19 protein-coding genes are annotated in these 21,856 nt (G+C 65.4%); 8 read left to right on the top strand and 11 right to left on the bottom strand.

Annotated features, from left to right (window positions below; genetic code table 11):
* The first annotated feature begins 27 nt into the window (after positions 1 to 27).
* Complete coding sequence (locus FBF35_RS02825; protein ID WP_034465521.1) at positions 28 to 255, top strand: DUF3107 domain-containing protein; 228 nt, start codon at positions 28 to 30, stop codon at positions 253 to 255.
* 85 nt (positions 256 to 340) lie between these two features.
* Here the strand turns inward: FBF35_RS02825 and FBF35_RS02820 are convergent, their stop codons facing one another.
* Positions 341 to 970 (bottom strand): ferritin-like fold-containing protein, encoded by a 630-nt coding sequence (locus FBF35_RS02820; protein WP_034465519.1) that lies wholly within the window; start codon positions 968 to 970, stop codon positions 341 to 343.
* Positions 971 to 1,223: 253 nt separating this feature from the next.
* On the opposite strand from FBF35_RS02820, the gene FBF35_RS02815 reads away from it, so the two are divergent.
* Positions 1,224 to 2,990, top strand: coding sequence for a DEAD/DEAH box helicase (locus FBF35_RS02815; protein ID WP_060566524.1), 1,767 nt, complete (start codon positions 1,224 to 1,226; stop codon positions 2,988 to 2,990).
* A 732-nt stretch (positions 2,991 to 3,722) separates the two neighbouring features.
* On the opposite strand, the gene FBF35_RS02810 is transcribed toward FBF35_RS02815, so the two are convergent.
* The 6 genes from FBF35_RS02810 to FBF35_RS02785 form a co-directional block, all read right to left on the bottom strand.
* On the bottom strand, positions 3,723 to 4,637 hold the full coding sequence (locus FBF35_RS02810) for a hypothetical protein (RefSeq protein WP_131726634.1): 915 nt from the start codon (positions 4,635 to 4,637) through the stop codon (positions 3,723 to 3,725).
* A 132-nt stretch (positions 4,638 to 4,769) separates the two neighbouring features.
* Positions 4,770 to 5,759, bottom strand: coding sequence for a helix-turn-helix domain-containing protein (locus FBF35_RS02805; protein WP_060566523.1), 990 nt, complete (start codon positions 5,757 to 5,759; stop codon positions 4,770 to 4,772).
* 85 nt (positions 5,760 to 5,844) lie between these two features.
* Positions 5,845 to 6,657, bottom strand: a complete 813-nt coding sequence (locus tag FBF35_RS02800; protein ID WP_060566522.1) for a hypothetical protein — start codon at positions 6,655 to 6,657, stop codon at positions 5,845 to 5,847.
* The gene (locus FBF35_RS02795; RefSeq protein WP_060566521.1) at positions 6,657 to 7,385 is read right to left on the bottom strand and encodes an ABC transporter ATP-binding protein; all 729 of its coding nucleotides are present in this window, start codon (positions 7,383 to 7,385) and stop codon (positions 6,657 to 6,659) included. The genes FBF35_RS02800 and FBF35_RS02795 overlap by 1 nt, the downstream gene beginning before the upstream one ends.
* An 18-nt stretch (positions 7,386 to 7,403) precedes the next feature.
* The gene (locus FBF35_RS02790; protein WP_060566520.1) at positions 7,404 to 7,766 is read right to left on the bottom strand and encodes a GntR family transcriptional regulator; all 363 of its coding nucleotides are present in this window, start codon (positions 7,764 to 7,766) and stop codon (positions 7,404 to 7,406) included.
* 170 nt (positions 7,767 to 7,936) lie between these two features.
* Complete coding sequence (locus tag FBF35_RS02785; protein WP_060566519.1) at positions 7,937 to 10,303, bottom strand: glycogen/starch/alpha-glucan phosphorylase; 2,367 nt, start codon at positions 10,301 to 10,303, stop codon at positions 7,937 to 7,939.
* A gap of 391 nt (positions 10,304 to 10,694) precedes the next feature.
* On the opposite strand from FBF35_RS02785, the gene FBF35_RS02780 reads away from it, so the two are divergent.
* Positions 10,695 to 12,194 (top strand): hypothetical protein, encoded by a 1,500-nt coding sequence (locus tag FBF35_RS02780; RefSeq protein WP_060566518.1) that lies wholly within the window; start codon positions 10,695 to 10,697, stop codon positions 12,192 to 12,194.
* Between the two features lie 323 nt (positions 12,195 to 12,517).
* Here the strand turns inward: FBF35_RS02780 and FBF35_RS02770 are convergent, their stop codons facing one another.
* From FBF35_RS02770 to FBF35_RS02760, 3 genes are all read right to left on the bottom strand, one after another.
* Positions 12,518 to 13,093, bottom strand: a complete 576-nt coding sequence (locus FBF35_RS02770; RefSeq protein ID WP_060566517.1) for an LPXTG cell wall anchor domain-containing protein — start codon at positions 13,091 to 13,093, stop codon at positions 12,518 to 12,520.
* A 201-nt stretch (positions 13,094 to 13,294) separates the two neighbouring features.
* Positions 13,295 to 13,924: a MarC family protein gene (locus tag FBF35_RS02765; protein WP_060566516.1), complete on the bottom strand. Its 630-nt coding sequence runs from the start codon at positions 13,922 to 13,924 to the stop codon at positions 13,295 to 13,297.
* Positions 13,921 to 14,769, bottom strand: a complete 849-nt coding sequence (locus FBF35_RS02760) for a PHP domain-containing protein (protein ID WP_060566515.1) — start codon at positions 14,767 to 14,769, stop codon at positions 13,921 to 13,923. The genes FBF35_RS02765 and FBF35_RS02760 overlap by 4 nt, the downstream gene beginning before the upstream one ends.
* Before the next feature lie 238 nt (positions 14,770 to 15,007).
* Here FBF35_RS02760 and FBF35_RS02755 point away from each other — a divergent pair, with 238 nt between their 5' ends.
* From FBF35_RS02755 to FBF35_RS02745, 3 genes are all read left to right on the top strand, one after another.
* A complete protein-coding gene (locus tag FBF35_RS02755) occupies positions 15,008 to 16,468 on the top strand; it encodes an amino acid permease (RefSeq protein ID WP_060566514.1) in 1,461 nt (486 codons plus the stop codon).
* 13 nt (positions 16,469 to 16,481) lie between these two features.
* Entirely contained in the window at positions 16,482 to 17,480 is a 999-nt protein-coding gene (locus FBF35_RS02750; RefSeq protein WP_060566513.1) for an asparaginase, read from the top strand.
* 126 nt (positions 17,481 to 17,606) lie between these two features.
* A complete protein-coding gene (locus tag FBF35_RS02745; protein WP_060567157.1) occupies positions 17,607 to 19,115 on the top strand; it encodes an aminopeptidase P family protein in 1,509 nt (502 codons plus the stop codon).
* Between the two features lie 20 nt (positions 19,116 to 19,135).
* Here the strand turns inward: FBF35_RS02745 and FBF35_RS02740 are convergent, their stop codons facing one another.
* Positions 19,136 to 19,876 (bottom strand): general stress protein, encoded by a 741-nt coding sequence (locus FBF35_RS02740; protein ID WP_060566512.1) that lies wholly within the window; start codon positions 19,874 to 19,876, stop codon positions 19,136 to 19,138.
* Positions 19,877 to 19,976: 100 nt separating this feature from the next.
* Here FBF35_RS02740 and FBF35_RS02735 point away from each other — a divergent pair, with 100 nt between their 5' ends.
* Positions 19,977 to 21,281, top strand: coding sequence for a magnesium transporter MgtE N-terminal domain-containing protein (locus FBF35_RS02735; RefSeq protein ID WP_060566511.1), 1,305 nt, complete (start codon positions 19,977 to 19,979; stop codon positions 21,279 to 21,281).
* A complete protein-coding gene (locus tag FBF35_RS02730) occupies positions 21,274 to 21,855 on the top strand; it encodes a DUF1003 domain-containing protein (RefSeq protein WP_060566510.1) in 582 nt (193 codons plus the stop codon). The genes FBF35_RS02735 and FBF35_RS02730 overlap by 8 nt, the downstream gene beginning before the upstream one ends.
* Position 21,856: the final 1 nt, after the last annotated feature.

Genomic DNA, 21,856 nt, shown 5'->3' with positions numbered 1-21,856 from the left:
GACGATATTTACCAGCAAGGAGTCATCATGGAGATCTTCATCGGCATCCGCGACAACACGCGTCAGCTCGGTCTCGACGTCGACATGACCGAAAGCGAGCTCATGGCCAAGGTTCACGAGGCCCTTGCCGCCACCAACGGCGTCCTCGACCTCACCGACACCAAGGGCCAGCGCACCATCGTGCCCGCCCACGCCCTCGCATACGTGCAGATCGCCGCCAAGACCGAGCGCCGCGTCGGCTTCGCGATCCACTGATTCGCGCCCAGACGAACGAGGCCGGGGAACCCGAGCGGTCGCGATACCGCCCGAGGAACCCCGGCCTCGTCTATACCCTGTGGCCTCAGGCCTTCAGGTGAATGTCCTTCATGCGCTCCCCGTGGCGCTTAATCACGTACTCCGTGATCTCATCGACGTTTTCCGGGGACGCAGCCAGCGACGGGTAGGTGAACAGCGTCGCGCGCACCAGGCCGAGGGCCTCGCCCGCCACACGGCGACCCCACAGGGACAGGCGCGCCGACAGCTGCTCGTCAGCCTCAATCTGCGGGCCCAGGTGTGCGCGCACCCAGTGCCCCTGCTCGAAGGGCCACACGTCCTCGATGCCCTCGAACAGGCCGTGCACCTGCGCGACGCGGATCAGCATGTCGCCCAGCATGCCGCGGGTAATAAACGTCTTGACAGCGCGCTCCGCGAACGTCGTCGGACGCGTGCGCGCATCCAGATCGTCGTACGCGCCCGAGAACGCATCACCAGCCGCCAGCAGATCAAAGCGGCGGTGCGCACTCCACACCTCCAGCTGCTGGTAGAGCTTGAAGCACTGCGCGGCCATGCGCGCATGCTCCACGTGAGCCTCGAACGTGGGGGCCTGCTCGCCGTCCTTCGCCAGGCGCGTCATAAACGCGAGCGACGAATAGGCGAGAATACCAAGGACTTCGGCGTCGTCGGCGGGGACGGATTCAAACTCGTGTGCCATGACTCCAGCATAGTGCCTGACAAGCCTCGCGGCCCGGTGCATGGAACCCTGTTCTTCGCGATTGTCGGCAGTCTCTGTGACCAGCCCCTCCCCCGCGAACTCGTCACACACCATTACACTGAAAGGTGACCACCGGAAGACCGGTCGCATTCTTGAGACATAACACCTACGCGCGGACGAGTTTCCCCGCGCCAGATAATGCGCGATCGGCACCGACCCCAACCCCGGAAAAGCCCGGGAGACAAGGTAGATCGTGACCAACACGAGCACTGAGGCAACTGTGCCCACCACCGACGTTGACGCCACCGAGAAGGCCACCCCGGCCTCGTCCGTCGAATACTCCGCAGGCGTCGTCCGCCTCGGCAACATCAAGCCCGCAGCCCCCGAGGTCGAAGATGCCACCCCGGACATCACCGGCAAGGGCGAGGACCTCGACAAGAAGTCTTTCGCGGACTTCGGCGTCACCGACCCGATCGTCGACGCCCTCGAAGACAAGGGCATCACGCACCCCTTCCCGATCCAGGCCCTCACCCTCGGCCCCGCGCTGGACCGCCACGACATCATCGGCCAGGCCAAGACCGGCACCGGCAAGACCCTCGGCTTCGGCATCCCCGTCCTCGAGGACGTCATCGCGCCCGACGAAGAGGGCTACGAGGACCTCCTCAACCCGAACAAGCCGCAGGCGCTCATCATCCTGCCGACCCGCGAGCTCACCAAGCAGGTCGCCCAGGACCTGCGCGAGGCCGCCAAGTACCTGTCGACCCGCATCGTCGAAATCTACGGCGGCGTCGCCTTCGAGCCCCAGATCGAGGCCCTCCAGCGTGGCGCAGACATCGTCGTGGGCACGCCCGGCCGCCTCATCGACCTGCTGCGCAAGGGCCACCTGCACCTGTCCGGCGTGGAGACCGTCGTCCTCGACGAGGCCGACGAGATGCTCGACCTGGGCTTCCTGCCCGACGTCGAGACGCTGCTCAGCCGTGTCCCCGAGAACCGCCACACCATGCTGTTCTCCGCGACCATGCCCGGCCCCGTCGTGGCCCTCGCCCGCCGCTTCATGGTCCAGCCGACCCACATCCGCGCGCAGGATCCCGACGACCAGAACCAGACCGTCAACACGGTCAAGCAGGTCATCTACCGTGTTCACGCCATGAACAAGGTGGAGGTCGTCTCCCGCATCCTCCAGGCCGAGGGGCGCGGACGCACCGTCATCTTCTGCCGCACCAAGCGCACCGCCGCCCGCCTGGGCGAGGACCTGACCGCCCGCGGCTTCGCGGTCGGCTCACTGCACGGCGATCTGGGCCAGGGCGCCCGCGAGCAGGCTCTGCGTGCCTTCCGTAACGGCAAGGTCGACGTCCTGGTCGCCACCGACGTCGCCGCGCGAGGCATCGACGTCGACGACGTCACGCACGTCATCAACTACCAGTGCCCCGAAGACGAGAAGATCTACATCCACCGCATCGGCCGCACGGGCCGCGCGGGCAACTCGGGCACGGCCGTCACCTTCGTCGACTGGGACGACACGCCGCGCTGGTCGCTCATCTCCAAGGCACTGGGCCTGGGCGTGCCGGATCCGCTCGAGACCTACCACACCTCCCCCCACCTGTTCACCGACCTGGATATCCCGGAGGGCACGACCGGTCGTCTGCCGCGCGCCAAGCGCACGCGCGCAGGCCTGGACGCCGAGGTCCTCGAGGACCTGGGCGGCTCCGCTCCCCGTTCCGAGGGACGAGGCCGTGGCGGCTCGCGTTCGGGTTCCGGTGGCTCGCGTGGTGGCTCGCGTGGCGGCCGCGGTCGTTCGTCGCGTGGTGGTTCGGCTGCTTCCTCCGACGCGTCGCGTTCGCGCGGGTCGCGTCGAGGCTCCCAAGACGGCGATCGCACGCTGAACGCCGGCAAGGGCGGCCGCTCTGACCGCGGCACGCGTGGCCGTGGCCGCGGCGAGCACTCGCAGCGTTCGGGTGAGGCACCTGAGGGCGCGCCCCGCGCCCGCAAGCGCATCCGCCGCCGCAAGGGCGGCGAGTGAGGCGATAGCGCGCTGCGTTGATGTGACGTGAGGAGGGGTCCGAGCCGAGAGGCTTGGGCCCCTCCCCTGTTTGGGACCTCAGGGCGCGACAAGATTCAACCTGATCGGGAACATTCAACCCGTTGGGGAAGGTTCAACCCTTTCTGATCGGGTTGAATCTTCCCGATCGGGTGCAACACCTCATCAGTAACAAGCTTGGACGTGGGTATCCTCGCTGACACTGCACATGCCGGCGTACGACAGGTCCTGGCCAGGCAGCGCTGCACCCGATCCGTCGCGATACACCCGATCAGAAGGGGTGTAATGCCTACGGATCGGGTGCACCGCCTCATCGGTAACAAGCATCGTTATGGAACCGGACGTCGCAACGTCCTCCGCAAACAACTAACAGGCCCGGGCCGCGCAGCACTGCACTAGATACGACAGCAATGCACTAGATAGGAGGGCATTACACTGCCTACTATCCAGTGCAACGCTGCGCTAACTAGTGCAATGCCACTGTCCAACAAGCTCCGTCGCGGTAAGAGCTACTCCGTAGTAGCTCCAACTAGCGTCCAACCGAGCCGCAGCAGACAGCCCTGCACCAGTTAGGGAGCATTACACCAGTTAGGGAGCATTACACCACCTCCGAGCTGGTGTAATACCCCGCTAAGTGGTGTAACACCACTTAGTAACAAGCCACAATGTGGGAACACTCCTCGATTCACCAGTCAAAGTGCAAGGCAACGCAGTTCAGCGGCGACTGAAGAGACGGTTCACAACCGAGAAACACGCGCCGGCGACGAGACCACCAACAACAGCACTCATCAGCTGCTTGGATAGAGCAACACCACTTAAGCCGGTGGAAGAGCCTGCCAATGCACTCTTGTCAAACGATTCCTTTTCTACGCAAAAAGCGGCGGGATGATCACAATGATGTGGAACATCATCAGAATGCATTACGCATTCAAATTCATTTTCTCCAGTAATTCTGCGTATAGAAGTACGAATAGAAGGAGAGACGATCCCAAACACGAACATTACAGCTAGAGCAGCAGCGTAGGAGACAGCCATTTCAAATAGCACGATACTACCGAGCTCACCATTACCACATTGCACCTCGTAGCAGTGAGCACGAAGCAGTGAATAGGAATCGAGCATTTTAGGCAGCAGAATACCTACGATAACAAGAACTCCACCATGAAGCATATTCATTTCAGCACGTCGAGCTTCATTGGAGATCAAAGTAATTTGAATTCCTACCCCCACAAGAAAAAGCGCCCACATAAAGAACACTTCATAGACCGATACTACTCCAGAAGTAGGTGTTCCAATGGAAAACGCAAGCCCCTCACCACCAAGCACATCAAACACAGAGCGAAATATTGTCACAAGTATGGCAAATGCCAGCAATTGCATAGTCACACAAAGACGTCGTTTCCCCTGGCGAATCGACAATCCGAAGAAAACGTAAGCCACACTGAGAACAACAGAAATCACATACATCACCACGCAGGCTTCAGCAATCTCCCCATCAGCACGATGCGCGATATCAGTGAGAGTTTTATGAAAAAACACTGCGATAACGAAGAACGAGAAACACCATAACACTCCATACATCACTGCAACTCGCCTTTGCCGCAGCCACCCAAGAATTCGTTTACCCATGCTCACAGTGTACCGCCGCGAGCTTTACACCTAGCCCACTCACCGCCCCACGTCGGGCAAATCCGTCTCGACAAGAACAGGGTTCAAACGCACCCACGCCACCGCCAGCTCCGCTTCGCAGAACAGCCCGGCTCACTCCCCCTCAGACACCCCGACACCGTGCTTCGCGCGCTCCGTGAGGACGCGCTCGACGACGCGCGGCAGGCGGGTGGGGGTGTCGCGGTGGCGGGTCATGGTGAGGAACAGGCGGATGCGAGTCAGCGGCGAAACGCGCACAGATTCGGGCCAGCGCGTGGCCACGTACTGCACGGCGTCGGCGACCTCGAGGCGCCGCGTCGAGTTGCCGACGCGCACCCACAGCTCGGCCTCGCCCTTACCCTTGGGGCCCTTGAGATACACGGGGCGCGTGGACGGCGGGATCGTCACCCGACACACCTCCTGACGCTCGTAGCCCTCCTGGGGGTCCGAGGCCTCGGCGAAGTCGAGGAGGGGCAGCGCGGCCGCGTTGGTGCCCAGGCGCTGGCCCCACAGGTCGCGGATCCACAGCTCGAAGCGGTCGGCGTCCGGGGTCTTGAGGGTCGCGTAGTCGGGGCCCAGACCAATGAGGCGCCCGTCGTCGTCGACGCCGATGAGGAGGGTGCCGCCGCCGGAGTTCATGAACGCGGCGACCGTCTTCGCGATGACGGTTTCCATGGCGTCGTCGCGCTTGCCGGCGCGCATGTTCCAGCGGGCGCTGGACTTGAATTCGAGGGAGTCGGATTCGCCGCGCTTGGCGACCTCGGCGATGGGCTCAAGGCCGGGGCGCGGATGCAGGTAGGCGACGATCAGGGAGACAATAACGACCACGATGGCGGCCACCAGGGCGGCCACGCCGATCATCGCGGGACGCCACGTGTCGGAGGACGAGAAGATCCAGCCTGCGACCAGCAGGCCGCCCCACAGGCCCCCGAGGCCGGTGAGGGTCGCCGAGGCCGTGGACATCGTCATGCGCGAAGCCAGGAGGCGGCGCACGACCACGCCGATCATCCATGCGATCACGAGCAGCAGGACCTGAATGCCGACCCACCGCAGCAGGTCGGGATTCTGGGGTGTGGCGCTAAACTGCGGTCCTCCAGCGGTCATAAGCGCTCCTCACGGACAAGTCGGCGGCGGGATCGGATGCAACAACCCTATCCCACCGCCGCCTGCCCCTCAGCGCATCACACCATCAGCGCAAGGACGTGTGCTTCTCAATCGAGCGGGAGGCCCACACGCCCAGGATCAGGGCGAACAGGGGCACGAGGACATAGGAGCCGATGCCGATGACGTTCGGGTGACCGTCGGTTCCCATCGTCGCGCGGTACGAGGTCCACATGATCTCTGTGGAGAAGTGGCCATCAGTCGTGACGGACAGCGGAAGGAAGAACGTGCCAACCGTGGAAAGCACCTGGTTCACGATGTACAGCAGGACGAAACCGATGATGGGCGCGCCGAAGCCGAGGTGGTTGAAGCGTCCTTCAGCGCCGATCGTCATGGCGGCGCAGGCCTGTACGACCCAGGACATCGACAGGATGACCTGAACGGCGATCATGAGGGCCACGGTGGAGGTGGGAACTCCGGCCACGAGCGAACGCGGTCCGGCCGTGTACTCGGCGAGGCTGATACCGTCGCTCCACGCGGCGGCTGAAGCGACGGCGAGGATTCCGCCGACGGCCAGGACGAGGGCCAGGAGGCACTCAATCATGATGCGGGTGTTCTTTGCCCAGAAGATGACCTTTCCGGAGATCGGCAGGCTCATCGTGAAGTAGCCGCGCTGCCCATACAGGGTCTTCCAGTAGTCGGCCATCGCTGCGATCGCGCAGGCGACCGGCGTGAGAGAACAGAGGGCGTAGGCGAGGACAGCGGTGGAGCCGCTGATCCCCGGCAGCCCCGCGGCAACGATTCCCGACGCGACGGCAATAGTGACGATGAACGCCCCGAAGGAGCGCGCGTCCGCCACGGCGCGCGACCGGATTTCGTAGGCAAGCAGTTTGGCGTACATCAGCGGTACTCCTTCCGGAAGATGGCGTCGAGGGAATCGCCGTGGGTGGCCCGCAGGTCGTCGGCGTCGCCCTGCAGGAAGACCTGTCCGTCCTTCATGAAGAGCGCGTAGTCGACGAAATGCTCGATGTCGGAAATGAGGTGGGTGGACATGATGAGCAGCGAGGCCGGGTCGAACTCGCGCAGGATGCCGTCGAGGATGACGTCACGAGTCGCCGGATCGACGCCGCTGATGGGCTCGTCGAGCAGGTACACGCGGGCGCGCCGGGACATGATGAGGCTGATCTGGAGCTTCTCCCCCATGCCCTTGCTCATCTCGCCGAGGCGGCGGTCGGTGGGCAGTCCGAAGAAGTTGATCATCGAGGCGGCCTTGTCGGCGTCGAAGTCAGCAAAGAACGTGGAGTAGACGCGGATGGCGTCCGCAGCGGTCCAGTCGGTGTTCAGGAAGTCGGCGTCGGGCAGATAGGAGACGATCGCCTTAGTGGCAACGCCGGGCGCGTGCCCGTCGATGGTGACGGTGCCCTGATAGTCGGAGAGGACTCCGGCGAGGATCTTGAGCAGCGTGGTCTTGCCGCAGCCGTTGGGGCCCATGAGGCCGACGATGTGGCCAGACTCGAGGCTCAGGTTGTAGTCGCGCAGGGCGGGGGTCGAGCGGTAGCTCTTCGTCAGGCCGGTGACCTCGACGAGGCCGGGGCCGGCCGCGGCAGCGCCTGTGGGTTGGGTGGTCATGAGAGTTGTCCTCCTGGTTTACAGGTCCGCGTTCCAGCGTTCATCGACGAGGCCGTGGGCACCTTCAACATCGACGCCGAGGGCTCGGCAGGCGCGGATGAAGGCGTCGGCCGCAGCGCGCGCGTCCTCCTGGCGGAGGGCATGCAGCGCAGAGTCGTCGGTGGCGACATACCGTCCGGCTGTCCGCTTGGGGACGGTCAGTCCTTCGTCGTCGAGGGCGGCGAGGGCTCGCTGGACGGTGTTGGGGTTGGTGCCGGCCTCGATGGCGAGGTCGCGGACGGAGGGGATCTTCTGGCCGGGCTTCCACGTGCCGTCGGTGATACGGGCGCGGAAGCTGTCGGCCAGCTGGATCCAGATGGGGCGGGTGTCATCGATGCGCATCGACGCGTCCCTCCTGTCTTGCTGTATTAATACACTAATACAATGACACAGATACCTAACTGTGTCAACCCACTAATACAGTTGGGTCGCATGGTGATACACCCACACGCCTTGACACAACAAGGGAGGCCCGGAACCGTGCGGTTCCGGGCCTCCCCTACGCGAATGCGTCAGTCGATCGGCTCACCCTCGATGTGCCAGACCTCGCGAGCGTAGTCGGAGATCGTGCGGTCCGAGGAGAAACGGCCGGAGCGGGAGATGTTCGCCCACACGCGAGCGTTCCAGGCCTTCTGGTCGCGGTAGTCGGCGGCCATGCGGTCCTTGGTCTCGCGGTACGCGGCAAAGTCACCGAGGACGTAGTACACGTCGGCCGGGTCGTAGCCGCCCTCGAGGATCGAGTGGCGGATGTCGTGGAACCAGCCGGAGTTGGAGTCGTCGAGCGTGCCGTCGGTCAGGGCGTCGATGACGCGCTTGAGGCCGGGGACGTTCTCGTAGTGCCAACGGGGGTCGTAGTGGCGACGCAGCTCGGGCAGCTCATCGTCGGTCGCGCCGAAGATGTAGGCGTTCTCGTCGCCCACGGCCTCGAGAATCTCAACGTTCGCGCCGTCCAGGGTGCCCAGAGTGAGGGCGCCGTTCATCATGAACTTCATGTTGGACGTGCCCGAGGCCTCCTTGCCGGCCATCGAGATCTGCTCGGAGACGTCGGCGGCGGGGATGATGTGCTCGGCGGGCGAGACGTTGTAGTTGTGGACGAAGACGACCTTGATGCGGCCGTTGATGTCCTCGTCGTTGTTCACCAGCTCCGCGATGGCGTTGATGAGCTTGATGATGGCCTTGGCGCGGATGTAGCCGGGGGCAGCCTTCGCACCGAAGATGAACACGCGGTTGGGGGTGTCCAGCGTCGGGTCGTCCTTCATGCGGAAGTACAGGTCCAGGACATAGAAGGCATTGAGCAGCTGACGCTTGTACTCGTGCAGACGCTTGATCTGAACGTCGAAGATCGCGTCGGGGTCGATCTCGACGCCCTCACGCTCCTTGACCCACGCGGCGAAGTCAACCTTGTTGGCGTGCTTGATCTCGGCCAGGCGCTCGAGCACCTCGTCGGTGCCGGCCTCGGTGAACTTGGAGAGTTCGGTGAGGTCACGGACCCACGCGTCGGAGCCGGTGACCTCGTCGAGGAGGGCGGCCAGGCGGGGGTTGCACTGCTTGAGCCAGCGGCGCGGGGTCACGCCGTTGGTCTTGTTGTTGAAGCGCTCGGGCCAGATGGCGTGCCATTCCTTGAGGGTGTCGCGCTTGATGATCTCCGTGTGGAGCGCGGCGACGCCGTTGATGGAGTACGACGCGTAGCAGGCGATCCAAGCCATGCGCACGGTGTTGCCGGCGACAGGAGCCATGTAGTCGATGGTGCCCTGGTCGAGGCCGCGCTCGGCCATGTCGATGCGGAAGCGACGGTCGATCTCGCGGACGATCTCGGCGATGCGCGGGAACAGGCGATCAAAGATGTGGATATCCCAGGTCTCGAGGGCCTCGGCCAGAACCGTGTGGTTCGTGTAGGCGAAGGTCTTGGAGACGACCTTCCAGGCCTCTTCCCAGCCGAGGCCATGCTCGTCCATGAGGATGCGCATGAGCTCGGGGATGGCGAGGACCGGGTGGGTGTCGTTGAGCTGGACGGCGTTGTACTCGGCGAAGCCGGTCAGGTCGGTGCCGTGGTGACGCACGTAGTTGGCGACGATTTCCTGCAGGGAGGCGGAGCAGAAGAAGTACTGCTGGCGCACGCGCAGGACCTTGCCCTCGAACGTGGTGTCGTTGGGGTACAGGACGCGGGAGATGTCCATGGTGCGCTCACGGTCGACGATGGCGTCGGTGAAGCGCTGGGAGTTGAAGGCGTCGTAGTCGAATTCCTCGATGGGCTCCGCCTTCCACAGGCGCAGGGTGCCCACGTTCTTGGTGCCGTAGCCGGTGATCGCGATGTCATAGGGGACGGCGCGCACGGTCAGGTCGGCGTAGGAGACGATGCGGGAGCGCTCTTCGCGGCGGATGACGAAGGGGTAGCCCTCTTCCATCCACGGATCCGGGTGCTCGGTCTGGAAGCCGTTGTCGAAGAGCTGCTTGAACAGGCCGTAGCGGTACAGGATGCCGTAGCCACGCACGGGCAGGTCGAGGGTGGCGCAGGAGTCCAGGAAGCAGGCGGCGAGGCGGCCGAGGCCACCGTTACCGAGGGCAGCATCCGGCTCCTCTTCGAGGACCTGGCCGAGGTCGAGGCCGTAGGCGGCGAGGGCTTCGCGAGCCTTCTCGACGAGGCCGAGGTTCGACAGGTTGTTGAGCAGGGCTCGACCCATGAGGAACTCGGCGGAGAAGTAGTGTTCCTGACGGCCCTTGGCGTAACGCTCCGTGGTGGCGGCCCAGTTATCGGCGATCTGATCGACGATTGCGGCGGAGAGTCCCTGCCACACTTCCATCAGGGTCGAATCTTCAACGGGGCGTCCAGAGGTCGCGCGCACGTGAGAGGGCAGCGACTGCGTCAGATCCAGCGTCATACGATTTCCTTTTGTGTAACTGCGCCGTGCCCGCCGCGGGGGCGAGCGCCCCGGGTCGGGGATGGCTTCAACTCTAGAGGGTAGCGAGTACACGGCCCAATTCCCTGCTCTGACACAGCACTGGGAGAAACCCCACCCCCGGCCACGTGACGGAATCCACCTGTCAATTACCACCCATGACTAAAGGCCCAGGTTGGCGCGCATTTACAAACGACAACTAATCCCCACCTGCAGCAAGTTGCGAAATACTCCCTCAATGATTTTTCGCAAACGTGAGACACGGTCAGTGTTCATGGACTAAGGTTCTCATGTAACCAATGCTGACCGGGCTAACAATAGTCCACACGGCCAGTATTCTTGAGACTGAATCACCTTCAACACGAGGAATACGATGAAACTGACGCATAGGTTGACCATCGCGACGGCTCTGAGCGCCACGCTCGCGACCGCCCTGATCGCAGGCCCCGCCATGGCCTCGCCCTCCGACGAAAACCAGCCCACGGGCCCCGGCACCGCCAACGGCGACAAGTCCACCGCCTGCCGCGCCGACTGGACCGCCGCGGCGATCCTCGACACGGACATCCTGGCCCACCACCCCGAGCTGGTGAACCCCGCCGACATCACCCGTAACGCCGACGGCTCCGTCAACACGATCGCCACCGGCTCGAACAACGGCTACACCTCGAAGATCTCGACGAACTTCAACACCGAGACCTACAAGGCCCCGGGTATGTTCGAGGCCAACCACTGGATCGCCGGTTCCATGCAGAACTGGCGCTTCCCCGTGGCCACGAAGAACAAGCTGGCCGCCGGCACGACGATCACCGTCGACCTGCCCGACGACATGGCCGACACTACGTTCATCGGCAAGCTTGAGACCCGCGCGGGCCTCAACGCCTTCATGCAGTCCTGGGGCCCTCGTGAAGCCGAGTACACGTGGAACGACGGTGACTTCACCGCCATTCTGACCGACGCCGCGAAGAACATCTGGACCATCACGCTGAACAAGGGCCTCGACGCCAACACCGGCACTGTCTTCCAGTTCACGGGCACCTTCCCCGAGGGCGCCGAGTCCTCGACCGCGTCCGCCAACCTGGTCGGCGCCCAGTTCCCGGCCGACGGCCAGGTGTGCGGCGACCTGCCCACCCCCGAGACCCCCGAACTCACCAAGTGCCAGGCCACGACCGTGGACCGCACCGTGTGGAGCCCCTACTCGCGCGACATCAACGAGCGCTCCAAGTACGCGGGCTCCTGGGGTTCTGAGGAGCCCAAGTGGGGCGAGGCCAACGCTGACGGCTGGTTCGTCGCCACCGGTACCGACCCGAAGGTCGGCGACTCGCGCACCCTGCGCCTGTACGGCGCCACCCACAAGGACCTCACCAACGCGACGCTGACGATCAAGGCCGTCCAGGGCCTGAAGTTCGACGCCTCCACGATCAACACGATCTCCAACCCCGGCGCTGGCGCGCTGCAGGGTAACGGCTTCACGAACACCGTCGAGGGCCTGGGCGAGATCAAGGTCAGCGAGGACGGCAAGACCATCACCGTCACGATCAAGCACATGCCGGCCAACTCCGGCTTCTCCTTCAACATCAACGGCATTCTGACCGGCGAGACCCTCAAGGACTCCCCGGTCCTGGCCCCGATCGTCCTGCACAACTGGCTGACCGGCACGGACAGCGAGTGCACGGTTCCCACCGAAGAGCCGACCATGCCGGCGCCGTCGGATTCCCCGACGCCCGAGCCGACGACCCCCACTCCCGCCCCGTCCGCAACCCCGAGCGGCAACCTTGCTCGCACGGGCGCTGACACCCCGATGCTGGCCGGAGCGGCCATCATGGCGGGTCTGGCAGGCCTGGGAGCTCTGGCTCTGCGCCGCCGTCAGCACTGACGGACCATCCCCCGCAGGGCGCGTCCCTGCGGGGGGCACGCTCCGCAGGGACGCATCAACAGGAAAGTGGCACCGCTCTTGATGAGTGGTGCCACTTCCCATCACCGGTTCATCATGAGGGCTCAATTCATGGTGACTTTCGGTAGTTCCATTGTGCATGTGATGCACGCATCATTTCAAGGCGAAACGATGACTTTTCGGTGCAAATTCGCGGTTTTTAACTGCACGTTCGTGCACAACTATCACGTGATCTGCGCAAACTAGACAAAACGCGGGCCCGCTCGGATCGAGCGGGCCCGCGTTACTTGTCAGGCGAAAATGCCTCAGTGGCGCTTGCGAGCAACCACCAGGGTCACGCCACCGGCCAGCGCGATAACGCCAGCGCCAGCGGCGATCGAAGCGACGGAGCCGGTGTTGGCGAGCGTCGGGTTCGAGGCGGCGGGGGTGCCGGCCGGGGCGTTCGTGTTGCGGATGCCGCCACGAGCGGAGACGGGGGCCGGGCCGTTGCCGGTGGAGATCTGGCCGCGGGTGGTCACGCCGGTGGTGCCGACGGGGCCGGAGGCAGCGCCAGCGCCACCCTGATCGGCGGCGGGGACCGAAGAATCATCGGAGACAGCAGGGGTCTCAGAAGAGCCGCCGGTGTTGTTGTCGCCCGGGGTGTTGTCGTCGGCCGGGGTCGAGGGCTGCTCGGGGGCCGGGGTCGAGGGCGTCTCTTCGGCGGGTGCCTCGGGGGCCGGGGTCGAGGGGGTCTCGGTGGACGGGGCCTCGGTGGCCGGGGCCTCGGTGGCCGGGGTCGAGGGATCGGTGACGGGCTCGGCGGCGAAAGCAACGCCGGCCGAAGCGGCGATCAGACCAAGCGCCGCGGTGGCGGCGAACAGAGACGAGGTCGTCTTCTTCATTGTTTCTCCTGGAACAATTGTGGTGAGGGATGAATGCGTGACCCTGACCAGTGCGGGCCGTGTCGCGTCACGGCGTTCTCACCCACCCTACAACACTTCCTGACCATTACGCACAGATTTTCGAAAATCACGCATCGGCGAGTCGCACCCCACTTTTTCGCGGGGCTTTGTTCGGCTCCGCTGCGCGGGAGAACAACCAGGTCAGGAGAGCTTGGCGGTCGCAATGAACTGGAAGATTCCCTCCATGATGAGCTGCGTCGCAATGGCCGCCAGCAGCAGGCCGGAGATCTTTGTCAGCAGCATGATGCCGCCGGGGCCGAGCATCCTGGACAGCATGAGTGAGAAGCGCATCGTCAGCCACATCACGATGTGCGCGAGCACGACGGCGACGATGACAGCGATCCACGACCCCACGTTCGTGCCGGCCTGTCCGACGGCCACCATGACGGCGACGATCGAGCCGGGGCCGGCGAGCAGCGGCGTCCCCAGCGGGACGAGCGCGACGTTCACGCCCTCGTCCCCCGTGTCAGGAGAGGACGAATCAGTGCCCATGAGGAGTTCCATGGCGACCAGGAAGAGCAGGACGCCGCCGGAGAGCTGGAGGGCCTCCATCGAAATATGCAGGAGGCGCAGGATCTGCCCACCCAGGATCGCGAAGGTTAGGATGACGCCGAAGGAGACGGAGGTGGCCTGGATGGCGGCGCGGCGCTGCTTGGGCTGGGAGTATCGGGCGGTGAGGCCCAGGAAGACGGGCACGGTCCCGATGGGGTCCATGATGACCGTCAGCGTCGCGAAGGCAGTCGCGAAGAGTGTGACGTCGAAGAGGCTCACGGCTCGATCACCTCGATGGCGCCCTGCGCGATGACCTCGGCGATCACCTGCGGGTCCGTCGTGTTTTCGCCGATACGGTTCGGCTTGCCCGTCCCGTGGTAGTCGGAGGAGCCGAACATCGCCAGGCCCAACTCGCGGGCGATGCGCTCGACGTCGGCGCGGTCCTCGGGGGCGTGGTCGCGGTGGTCGCGCTCGATGCCGAAGAGGCCGGCCGCCGCCATGTCGGCGATGACTGCCTCGGGCAGCAGGTGCTGGCGCTTACGGGCTCGGGGATGGGCCAGGACCGGCACTCCCCCGGCCTCGCGCACGCATCGCACGGCCTCGACCGGGTCGGGCGCCCAGTGGTGCACGTAGTAGGGGCCGGACGGGTGCAGGGCCTTGACGAAGGCGGCACTGCGGTCGGGGAATGCGCCGGCAGCGACGAGCGCGTCCGCGATGTGCGGGCGCCCCACGGGGCCGCCCTCAGGCGCGAAGGCGAGCACGTCGTCCAACGTAATCGGGTAGTCGGCCGACAGGTTTTCGACCATGCGCGCGGCGCGCGTCTCGCGGTCCTCGCGCGTGCGTCGGAAATTATCGACGAGGCTGGGGCTGGCCGGGTCGAAGAGGTAGGCCAGGAGGTGCACGGTGATCCCCGAGGACGAGCACGACATCTCAGCGCCCCGGATGAGGCTCACGCCGGTGTCCGCAACGGCGGCCGCGGCCTCGTCCCATCCGGTCGTCGTGTCATGGTCCGTCAGCGCGATGGCATCCAGCCCGGCCTGAGCAGCAATAAACAGGAGCTGCGCGGGCGTATCCGTCCCGTCTGAATACGCGCTATGAGTGTGGGGGTCAATTCGCTTCACCATTTGAGACTACCCCATTAATCCGATCACACAACCGCGCGGACGAACACCACCCGCGCGCGTCAGGAGGCCTCACAAAAACCCCATTTTTGACCGGTCTTGACCCTGTTTTCTGCACGTTCTCCCGTCTCGACACCACCCTTTTCGGTTAACCGCTCACCTGCAGCGACGAGCTGTCGACTGTAGGAAACTGGCATCACACGGCCATTTGGCCTCCCTCAACACCGATTGGAGTACACACGTGTCTGACAAGGATCAGACCCAGGTGTCCACCGCGACTGACGCGGGAGACGCCGGGTACAACAAGGCTCTGAAAAACCGACACATCCAGATGATCGCCATCGGCGGTTCGATCGGCACCGGCCTGTTCCTGGGTGCCGGCGGTCGACTGGCCCAGGGCGGCCCCGCACTGGCCTTCGCCTACGCGGTGTGTGGCATCTTCGCGTTCCTGATGGTCCGAGCCCTCGGCGAGCTGGCGGTGCGCCGCCCCTCCTCGGGCGCGTTCGTGTCCTACGCCCGCGAGTTCCTGGGCGAAAAGGGTGCGTTCATCACCGGCTGGTTCTTCTTCCTGGACTGGGCGGTCACCGTCATGGCTGACATCACCGCCGTGGCGCTCTACATGCACTACTGGAACATGTTTGAGAGCGTCCCCCAGTGGGTCATCGCCCTCATCGCGCTCGCACTCGTCTTTGTCCTCAACATGATGAGCGTCAAGGCCTTCGGCGAGGCCGAATTCTGGTTCGCGATGATCAAGGTCGCGACGATCCTCATCTTCATGGGCGTCGCCATCTGGGCGATCATCACCCAGGCTCACGTCGGCGAGTACACCGCGGGCGTCCACAACATCTCCGAGTCCGGCGGCTGGTTCCCTGAGGGCCTGGCCCCCGTCTTCGCGCTCACACTGGGCGTCGTCTTCGCTTTCGGCGGCACCGAGATGGTGGGCGTTGCAGCCGGCGAGGCGAAGGACGCCGCCAAGATCCTGCCCAAGGCCATCAACTCGATGGTCGTTCGTATCTTCTTCTTCTACGTTGGCTCCGTCGTTCTCTTCGCCTTCGCGCTGCCCTACACCGCCTACTCCAAGGATGAGTCTCCCTTCACGACCTTCTTCTCCGGCCTCGGCGTGCCCCACGCGGGCGACATCATCCAGGTCGTCGTCCTGACCGCCGCTCTGTCCTCGCTCAACGCCGGCCTGTACGCGACCGGCCGCACGCTGCGCTCGATGGCGCTCGTGGGCGAGGGCCCGCGCTTCGCCGCTCGCCTCAACAAGAACCACGTCCCCTACGGCGGCATCATCATCACCGCGTCGCTGGGTCTGCTCGGTGTCGTTCTCAATGCCCTTGTCCCTAAGAACGCATTCGAGATTGTTATGGACCTGGCGGGCATCGGCATCGCCGGCACCTGGGCGATGATCCTCATCTCGCACCTGGCGTTCCTGCGCAAGGTCAAGCGCGGCGAGGCACAGCGTCCGGAGTTCCGCATGCCCGGCGCCCCCTACACCAACTACCTTGCGCTGCTCTTCTTCGCGGTCGTCGTTGGCTCCAACGTGACCTCCGAATCGGGCCGTTGGACCCTCGCGCTCTTCGCCGTGGTCGTCGTCCTCATGGTCGCCGGCTGGTACTACGTGCGCGATCGCGTCGGTAACCTGACCGACGAGGCCGCCGCCTCGCTGCAGGGCGAGGAAACCCTGGTGGCGGGCGACTGAGAAAGGACGAACAGTGCGTCTTCACGTCACGTATGCCGGTGGCACCATCGGCATGGTCGACTCCCCCGAGGGTCTGCGCCCCGGCGCGGACCTGCAGGGGTGGTTCGGCTCCCAGCTGGAGGGCATCGAGCTGGCCTCGAACATCACGATGTCGACGCTGGACCCGCTCATCGACTCCTCGGAGGCTACCCCCGAGGACTGGCAGGCCATCATCGACGACATCAACGCGCACGCCGACGAGGCGGACGCCTTCCTGGTCCTGCACGGCACGGACACGATGGCCTACTCGGCTGCGGCCCTGTCGTACTCGCTGGCGAGCATGGGCAAGCCGGTCGTCCTGACCGGCTCCCAGTACCCGCTCGGCGTCGTCGGCTCGGATGCGTCGTCAAACGTCACGGGCGCGCTGCGCGCCGCGATTTCGCACCGCGCACGAGGCGTCATGCTGTTCTTCGGGCATAAGCTCCTGGCCGGCAACCGCGCCACCAAGACCTCGTCGTGGGCGTTCCGCGGCTTCGAGTCGCCCTCCGTGTCCCCCATGGCGCGCACGGGCGCCCCGTGGCGCTGGTACGGCGCCCCGAGCGCGGGCACCGGCTGGCAGGATCCGAGCCCGTACACGCGCCAGGACGTAGCCGTTATCGACGTGGTGCCCGGCATGAGCGCCGCGCGACTGCGCGCCATGACGACGCCCCATCCGGACGCCCTCATCCTGCGCACCTTCGGCGTGGGCAACATCCCCGCCTCCGAGCCGGGGCTCGTGGACGTCCTGGCCGAGCTCGCGCAGGCCGAGGTTCCGATCATCGTCGCCTCCCAGTGCTACCAGGCGGAGGTCATGCTCGGCCACTACGAGGCCGGCAACGCCCTCGCGCAACTGGGTGCGATCGGCGCGCACGACATGACGCTCGAGGCCCTCTACGCTAAGACTGTCTTCCTGCTCTCGCAGGGCAAGCGCGGCGCGGACTTCAAGCGCTGGATGGATCTGTCCATCGCCGGAGAGCTCACCCTCCAGGACTGAGCCTCTTCCACCCGACACGGCCCCGGCCTCGTTCCCGGCGCTAAGCGCGCCACAGGGACATGAGGCCGGGGTTTGTCATGACCATCGGGCCCGCCCGAGGGGCCGATGAGCCGTAGAATAGTGACCATGAGTGAAGAAGCCTCCCAGTCCATGGCCGATCGCGGCGAAAACCGCTCCCGCCAGCCCCAGTCCTCCGCATTCCGCGATTTCATCGGCACCGGATGGGGGCCTCGCCCCTCCGAACTGCCTGCACGTGAGCGCGTTGCCGACTTCCTGCACGACCGCACGCTCAAGGCCGGCGCCCCCTTCCCGGGCGAGCGCCTCGTCGTACCCGCAGGCCCCTACAAGGTCCGCTCCAACGACTGCGACTACCGTTTCCGCGCGCACTCCGCCTTCGCGCACCTGTCGGGCCTGGGCGGCGAGAAGGAGCCGGACACCGTCCTGGTGCTCGAGCCGAACGAGGACGGCACCCACACTCCCCTGCTCTTCTTCAAGCCCCGCGCCTCGCGTTCCTCCAAGGAGTTTTACGCGGACGCCCGCTACGGCGAATTCTGGGTGGGCGCGCGCCCCTCGCTCGAAGAGCTGAGCGCGCAGACCGGCCTGGAGACCCGCCACATCGACACGCTGCGCGACGTGCTGGCAAAGGACGCCGGGACCGTGCAGCTGCGCATCGTGCGCGGCGTCGACGCCAACGTCGAGGCGATGGTCAACGAGGTGCGCACGCAGGCTTCGCTGCCCGCGGGAGAGGATGCGCGCAAGGAGGACGAGGCCCTCGAAGAACATCTCTCGGAGATTCGCCTCATCAAGGATGCCTTCGAGCTTGAGGAAATGATCCGCGCGGTCGAGGTCACCAAGGCCGGCTTCGAGGACATCATCCGCGTCCTGCCCCGCGCCGTGGGTCACCGCCGCGGCGAGCGCGTCATCGAGGGCGCATTCCGAGCGGTCGCCCGCGAGGAGGGCAACGGCGAGGGATACGAGACCATCGCGGCCTCGGGCAACCACGCGAACACCCTGCACTGGATCGACAACGACGGAACGGTCCGCGAGGGCGACCTGGTGCTCGTCGACGCCGGCGTCGAGGTCGACTCCCTCTACACCGCCGATATCACGCGCACACTGCCCGTCAACGGTCGTTTCACCGAGGTCCAGGCCCGCGTCTACCAGGCCGTCCTCGACGCCTGCGAGGCCGCCCTGACCCGCGCCAACGAGCCGGGCTGCCGCTTCAAGGACGTGCACGACGCCGCCATGAAGGTCATCGCCGCCCGCCTGTATGAGTGGGGCATCCTGCCCGTCACCCCGGAAGAGTCCCTGGCACCCGAGGGCCAGCAGCACCGTCGCTGGATGCCGCACGGCACCAGCCACCACCTGGGCCTGGACGTGCACGACTGTGCGAAGGCGCGCGCGGAGCTCTACCAGGGCGCGCTGCTGGAGCCGGGCATGGTCTTCACGATCGAGCCGGGCCTGTACTTCCGCGCCGACGACCTGCTGATCCCCGAGGAATACCGGGGCATCGGCGTGCGCATCGAGGACGACGTCGTCGTGAACGCCGACGGCACCGTCACGCGCATCTCCGAGGACATTCCGCGTACGATCGCCGACGTCGAGGAGTGGATCGCGCGCGTTCAGTCCCGCTGAGCCGCGCGAAGACGCTGAGGTTACGCCTCGGTCTGGTCCTTTTCGGGGGACGAGGCCGGGGCGTCCTCATGTGCGGACGCCGCGCTCTCGGGGCTGTTCGTTGCAGGGGCCGAGGCCTCGGGCGCGCTCACGGGGGCGTGGGCCTGGGCGGACGTGGCCTCGTGCGTCTGGCGACCACCGGGCACCTCCCCGTCCTTGGTCGCAGCGCCGAAGCGGGGGCGGCCGTCGGGGAAGAAGCCGACGGAATCCTTCTTCGGGCGTGCCTGCTCCGTACGCGGGCGCACGACGCGCGCGCGGTTGCCGGGGGTACGCTGCAGGATCTGATAGGCGCGGTCGATGTCGGCCGAGGCCAAGACCGCGTAACGCTCCGCAACAACCTGCTGGGAGGACACGAGGTCGCGGCTGCGTCCGCGAATGATGAAGGACAGAGCGGACAGAGCCATGCCGATCAGGGCGCCGACGATGATGCCGCCGACGACCCACGAACCCGTTCCGCCCGCGTTTTGCCCGGCGGACATGAGCATGCCACCCAGGGCTCCCCACAGGCCGCCGCTGGAGGCACCCGAGAGGGAGGCGCGGGCGATCGTCAGGCGCCCTTTGACGCGCTCGACAAGGTGCAGGTCAGAGCCGACAATCGTGATCGCGGAAACGTCGAAGCCGGCATCCGACAGGAAGTCGACGCCCGCACGCGCCTGCGCGTAGGTCTCGTACGAGGCGACCTCGGTGCCCGTGGGCATCTGCGGGTCCATCACGACAGCCATTTCTTCTCCTTCGTCCCGGCCTCGGTGGCATGGAACGCATTGTTCATGCGGCGACCGGCTCATCAGTACGCATCTGTGGTCACCAGCCTAAGATGGAAGAGTGAGCATCGCATCTATTGAACTAGGCACCAAGGGCCGCCGCGTCTACATCGGAAAGCTCGCTGGCACTAGTGTTTTCGACCCTTTGGGCGACCAAGTCGGCAAGATCCACGATGTCGTTGTCATCTTTCGGCTGAAATCCGAAGCCAACGTCATCGGCTTCGTCGTCGAGGTCGGCCCGCGTAAGCGTGTCTTCCTGCCGCTCACTCGAGTCACCGCGATCGAGGCCGGCTCGGTCATCACGACGGGCCTGCTCAACATTCGTTCGTTCACGCAGCGTCCCATCGAGACGCTCGTACTCTCCGAGCTCTTCGACCGCGTCGTCACCATGAACGACGGCTCGGGCCAGGTGCGTATCCTCGACGTCGCGATGCGTCAGCGCCGTCCCAAGGACTGGGTGATCTCCACGCTGCACGTCCAGCGCGTGCGTACGTCCTCCCTCGGTTTCACGCGCAGCGGAGAGACCCTCACGGTCGACGTGTCCGAGGTGTCGGGCCTGCTCAAGACCGACTCGAACCAGGCGGCGACCGCGCTGCTGCAGTACACGGAGGACATGCGCCCCGCTGACCTGGCGGACTTCATGCACACGCTCCCCCAGGATCGCAAGATGGCGGTCGCCATGCAGCTGACGGACGCGCGCCTCGCCGACGTGCTCGAGGAGCTGGGTAACGACGACCGTATCGCGATCGTCTCCGCGCTGGAAGCCGCCCGAGCCGCCGACGTCCTGGACGTCATGCAGCCTGACGACGCGGCCGACCTCGTCGCCGAGCTGCCCGCCGCGAAGGCTCAGTCCCTGCTCGCCCTCATGGAGCCCGAAGAGGCCGAGGACGTTCGCCGACTCATGACCTACGACGAGTCGACCGCGGGTTCGCTCATGACCACCGAGCCCGTCATTTTCGGTCCCAACGCGACCGTCGCGCAGATGCTCGCGGCCGTGCGACGCGAGGACATCCCGGCCTCGATCGCGACCGTCGCCTTCATCGCACGCCCGCCCCAGGAGACGCCGACCGGCCAGTACCTGGGCATGGTCCACATCCAGCGCGCGCTGCGCGAGCCACCTCAGACGCTGCTCGGCACGATCCTGGACCGCGACATCGAGTCCGTGGACCCCAACGCGCACATCGCGACCGTGACACGTCTGCTCGCAACCTACAACCTGACGGTCCTGCCCGTCGTCGACGAGGACGGGCACCTACACGGCGCCGTCTCGGTCGATGACGTCCTTGACGAGCTGCTGCCCGAGGACTGGCGAGACTTCGACGACGACGTGACCGACCGCATGATGGCAAGGAGCATCGATGGCTGATCGTTTGGATAACCCGATCGACAAGCGTCGGTGGTTCTTCCGCCGCTCGTCGGGCAGCGGCGACGGCTTCGGCCGCTTCGCCGAGGCCACCGCCCGCTTCATGGGCTCGCCCAAGTTCGTCCTCTACATGACGATCTTCGTCATCGCGTGGATCGGCGCGAACCTGATGCTCGCCGGCATCAGCGAGGAAGCCGCCTGGGACCCCTACCCCTTCATCCTCCTGAACCTCGCGTTCTCGACCCAGGCCTCGTACTCGGCCCCGCTGATTATGCTCGCGCAGAACCGCCAGGACGCCCGCGACCGCGTCGTGGCCGAGCAGGACCGCCTTCGCGCGGAGCGTAACCTCGCCGACACCGAGTACCTCGCTCGCGAGATCGCAGGCCTGCGCCTGGCGCTCCAGGACGTCGCCACGCGCGACTTCGTGCGCTCCGAGCTGCGCGACATGCTGGAAGACCTGCGTGCGGAGATCGCCGCGGACGCGGCCAACGCCTCGTCGAACGAGGCAGAGGCTGAGCCCGAGGCCGAGGGCGACGGTGCCTTTCGTCCCCTAGAAGATGGGCACACCGGCCAGTAGA

This window comes from Schaalia odontolytica (genome assembly GCF_005696695.1).
In the GTDB taxonomy this organism is placed as follows: domain Bacteria; phylum Actinomycetota; class Actinomycetes; order Actinomycetales; family Actinomycetaceae; genus Pauljensenia; species Pauljensenia odontolytica_C.
The sequence above is the reverse complement of the archived record's forward strand: the minus strand, read 5'-3'. Positions and strand labels throughout refer to the sequence as shown.

Bases quoted from the DNA above. Each gene is read 5' to 3' on its own strand.
- FBF35_RS02825 (WP_034465521.1), top strand. From the start codon at position 28: ATGGAGATCTTCATCGGCATCCGCGACAACACGCGTCAGCTCGGTCTC.
- FBF35_RS02820 (WP_034465519.1), bottom strand. From the start codon at position 970: ATGGCACACGAGTTTGAATCCGTCCCCGCCGACGACGCCGAAGTCCTT.
- FBF35_RS02810 (WP_131726634.1), bottom strand. From the start codon at position 4,637: ATGGGTAAACGAATTCTTGGGTGGCTGCGGCAAAGGCGAGTTGCAGTG.
- FBF35_RS02805 (WP_060566523.1), bottom strand. From the start codon at position 5,759: ATGACCGCTGGAGGACCGCAGTTTAGCGCCACACCCCAGAATCCCGAC.
- FBF35_RS02800 (WP_060566522.1), bottom strand. From the start codon at position 6,657: ATGTACGCCAAACTGCTTGCCTACGAAATCCGGTCGCGCGCCGTGGCG.
- FBF35_RS02795 (WP_060566521.1), bottom strand. From the start codon at position 7,385: ATGACCACCCAACCCACAGGCGCTGCCGCGGCCGGCCCCGGCCTCGTC.
- FBF35_RS02790 (WP_060566520.1), bottom strand. From the start codon at position 7,766: ATGCGCATCGATGACACCCGCCCCATCTGGATCCAGCTGGCCGACAGC.
- FBF35_RS02785 (WP_060566519.1), bottom strand. From the start codon at position 10,303: ATGACGCTGGATCTGACGCAGTCGCTGCCCTCTCACGTGCGCGCGACC.
- FBF35_RS02780 (WP_060566518.1), top strand. From the start codon at position 10,695: ATGAAACTGACGCATAGGTTGACCATCGCGACGGCTCTGAGCGCCACG.
- FBF35_RS02770 (WP_060566517.1), bottom strand. From the start codon at position 13,093: ATGAAGAAGACGACCTCGTCTCTGTTCGCCGCCACCGCGGCGCTTGGT.
- FBF35_RS02760 (WP_060566515.1), bottom strand. From the start codon at position 14,769: ATGGTGAAGCGAATTGACCCCCACACTCATAGCGCGTATTCAGACGGG.
- FBF35_RS02745 (WP_060567157.1), top strand. From the start codon at position 17,607: ATGAGTGAAGAAGCCTCCCAGTCCATGGCCGATCGCGGCGAAAACCGC.
- FBF35_RS02740 (WP_060566512.1), bottom strand. From the start codon at position 19,876: ATGGCTGTCGTGATGGACCCGCAGATGCCCACGGGCACCGAGGTCGCC.
- FBF35_RS02730 (WP_060566510.1), top strand. From the start codon at position 21,274: ATGGCTGATCGTTTGGATAACCCGATCGACAAGCGTCGGTGGTTCTTC.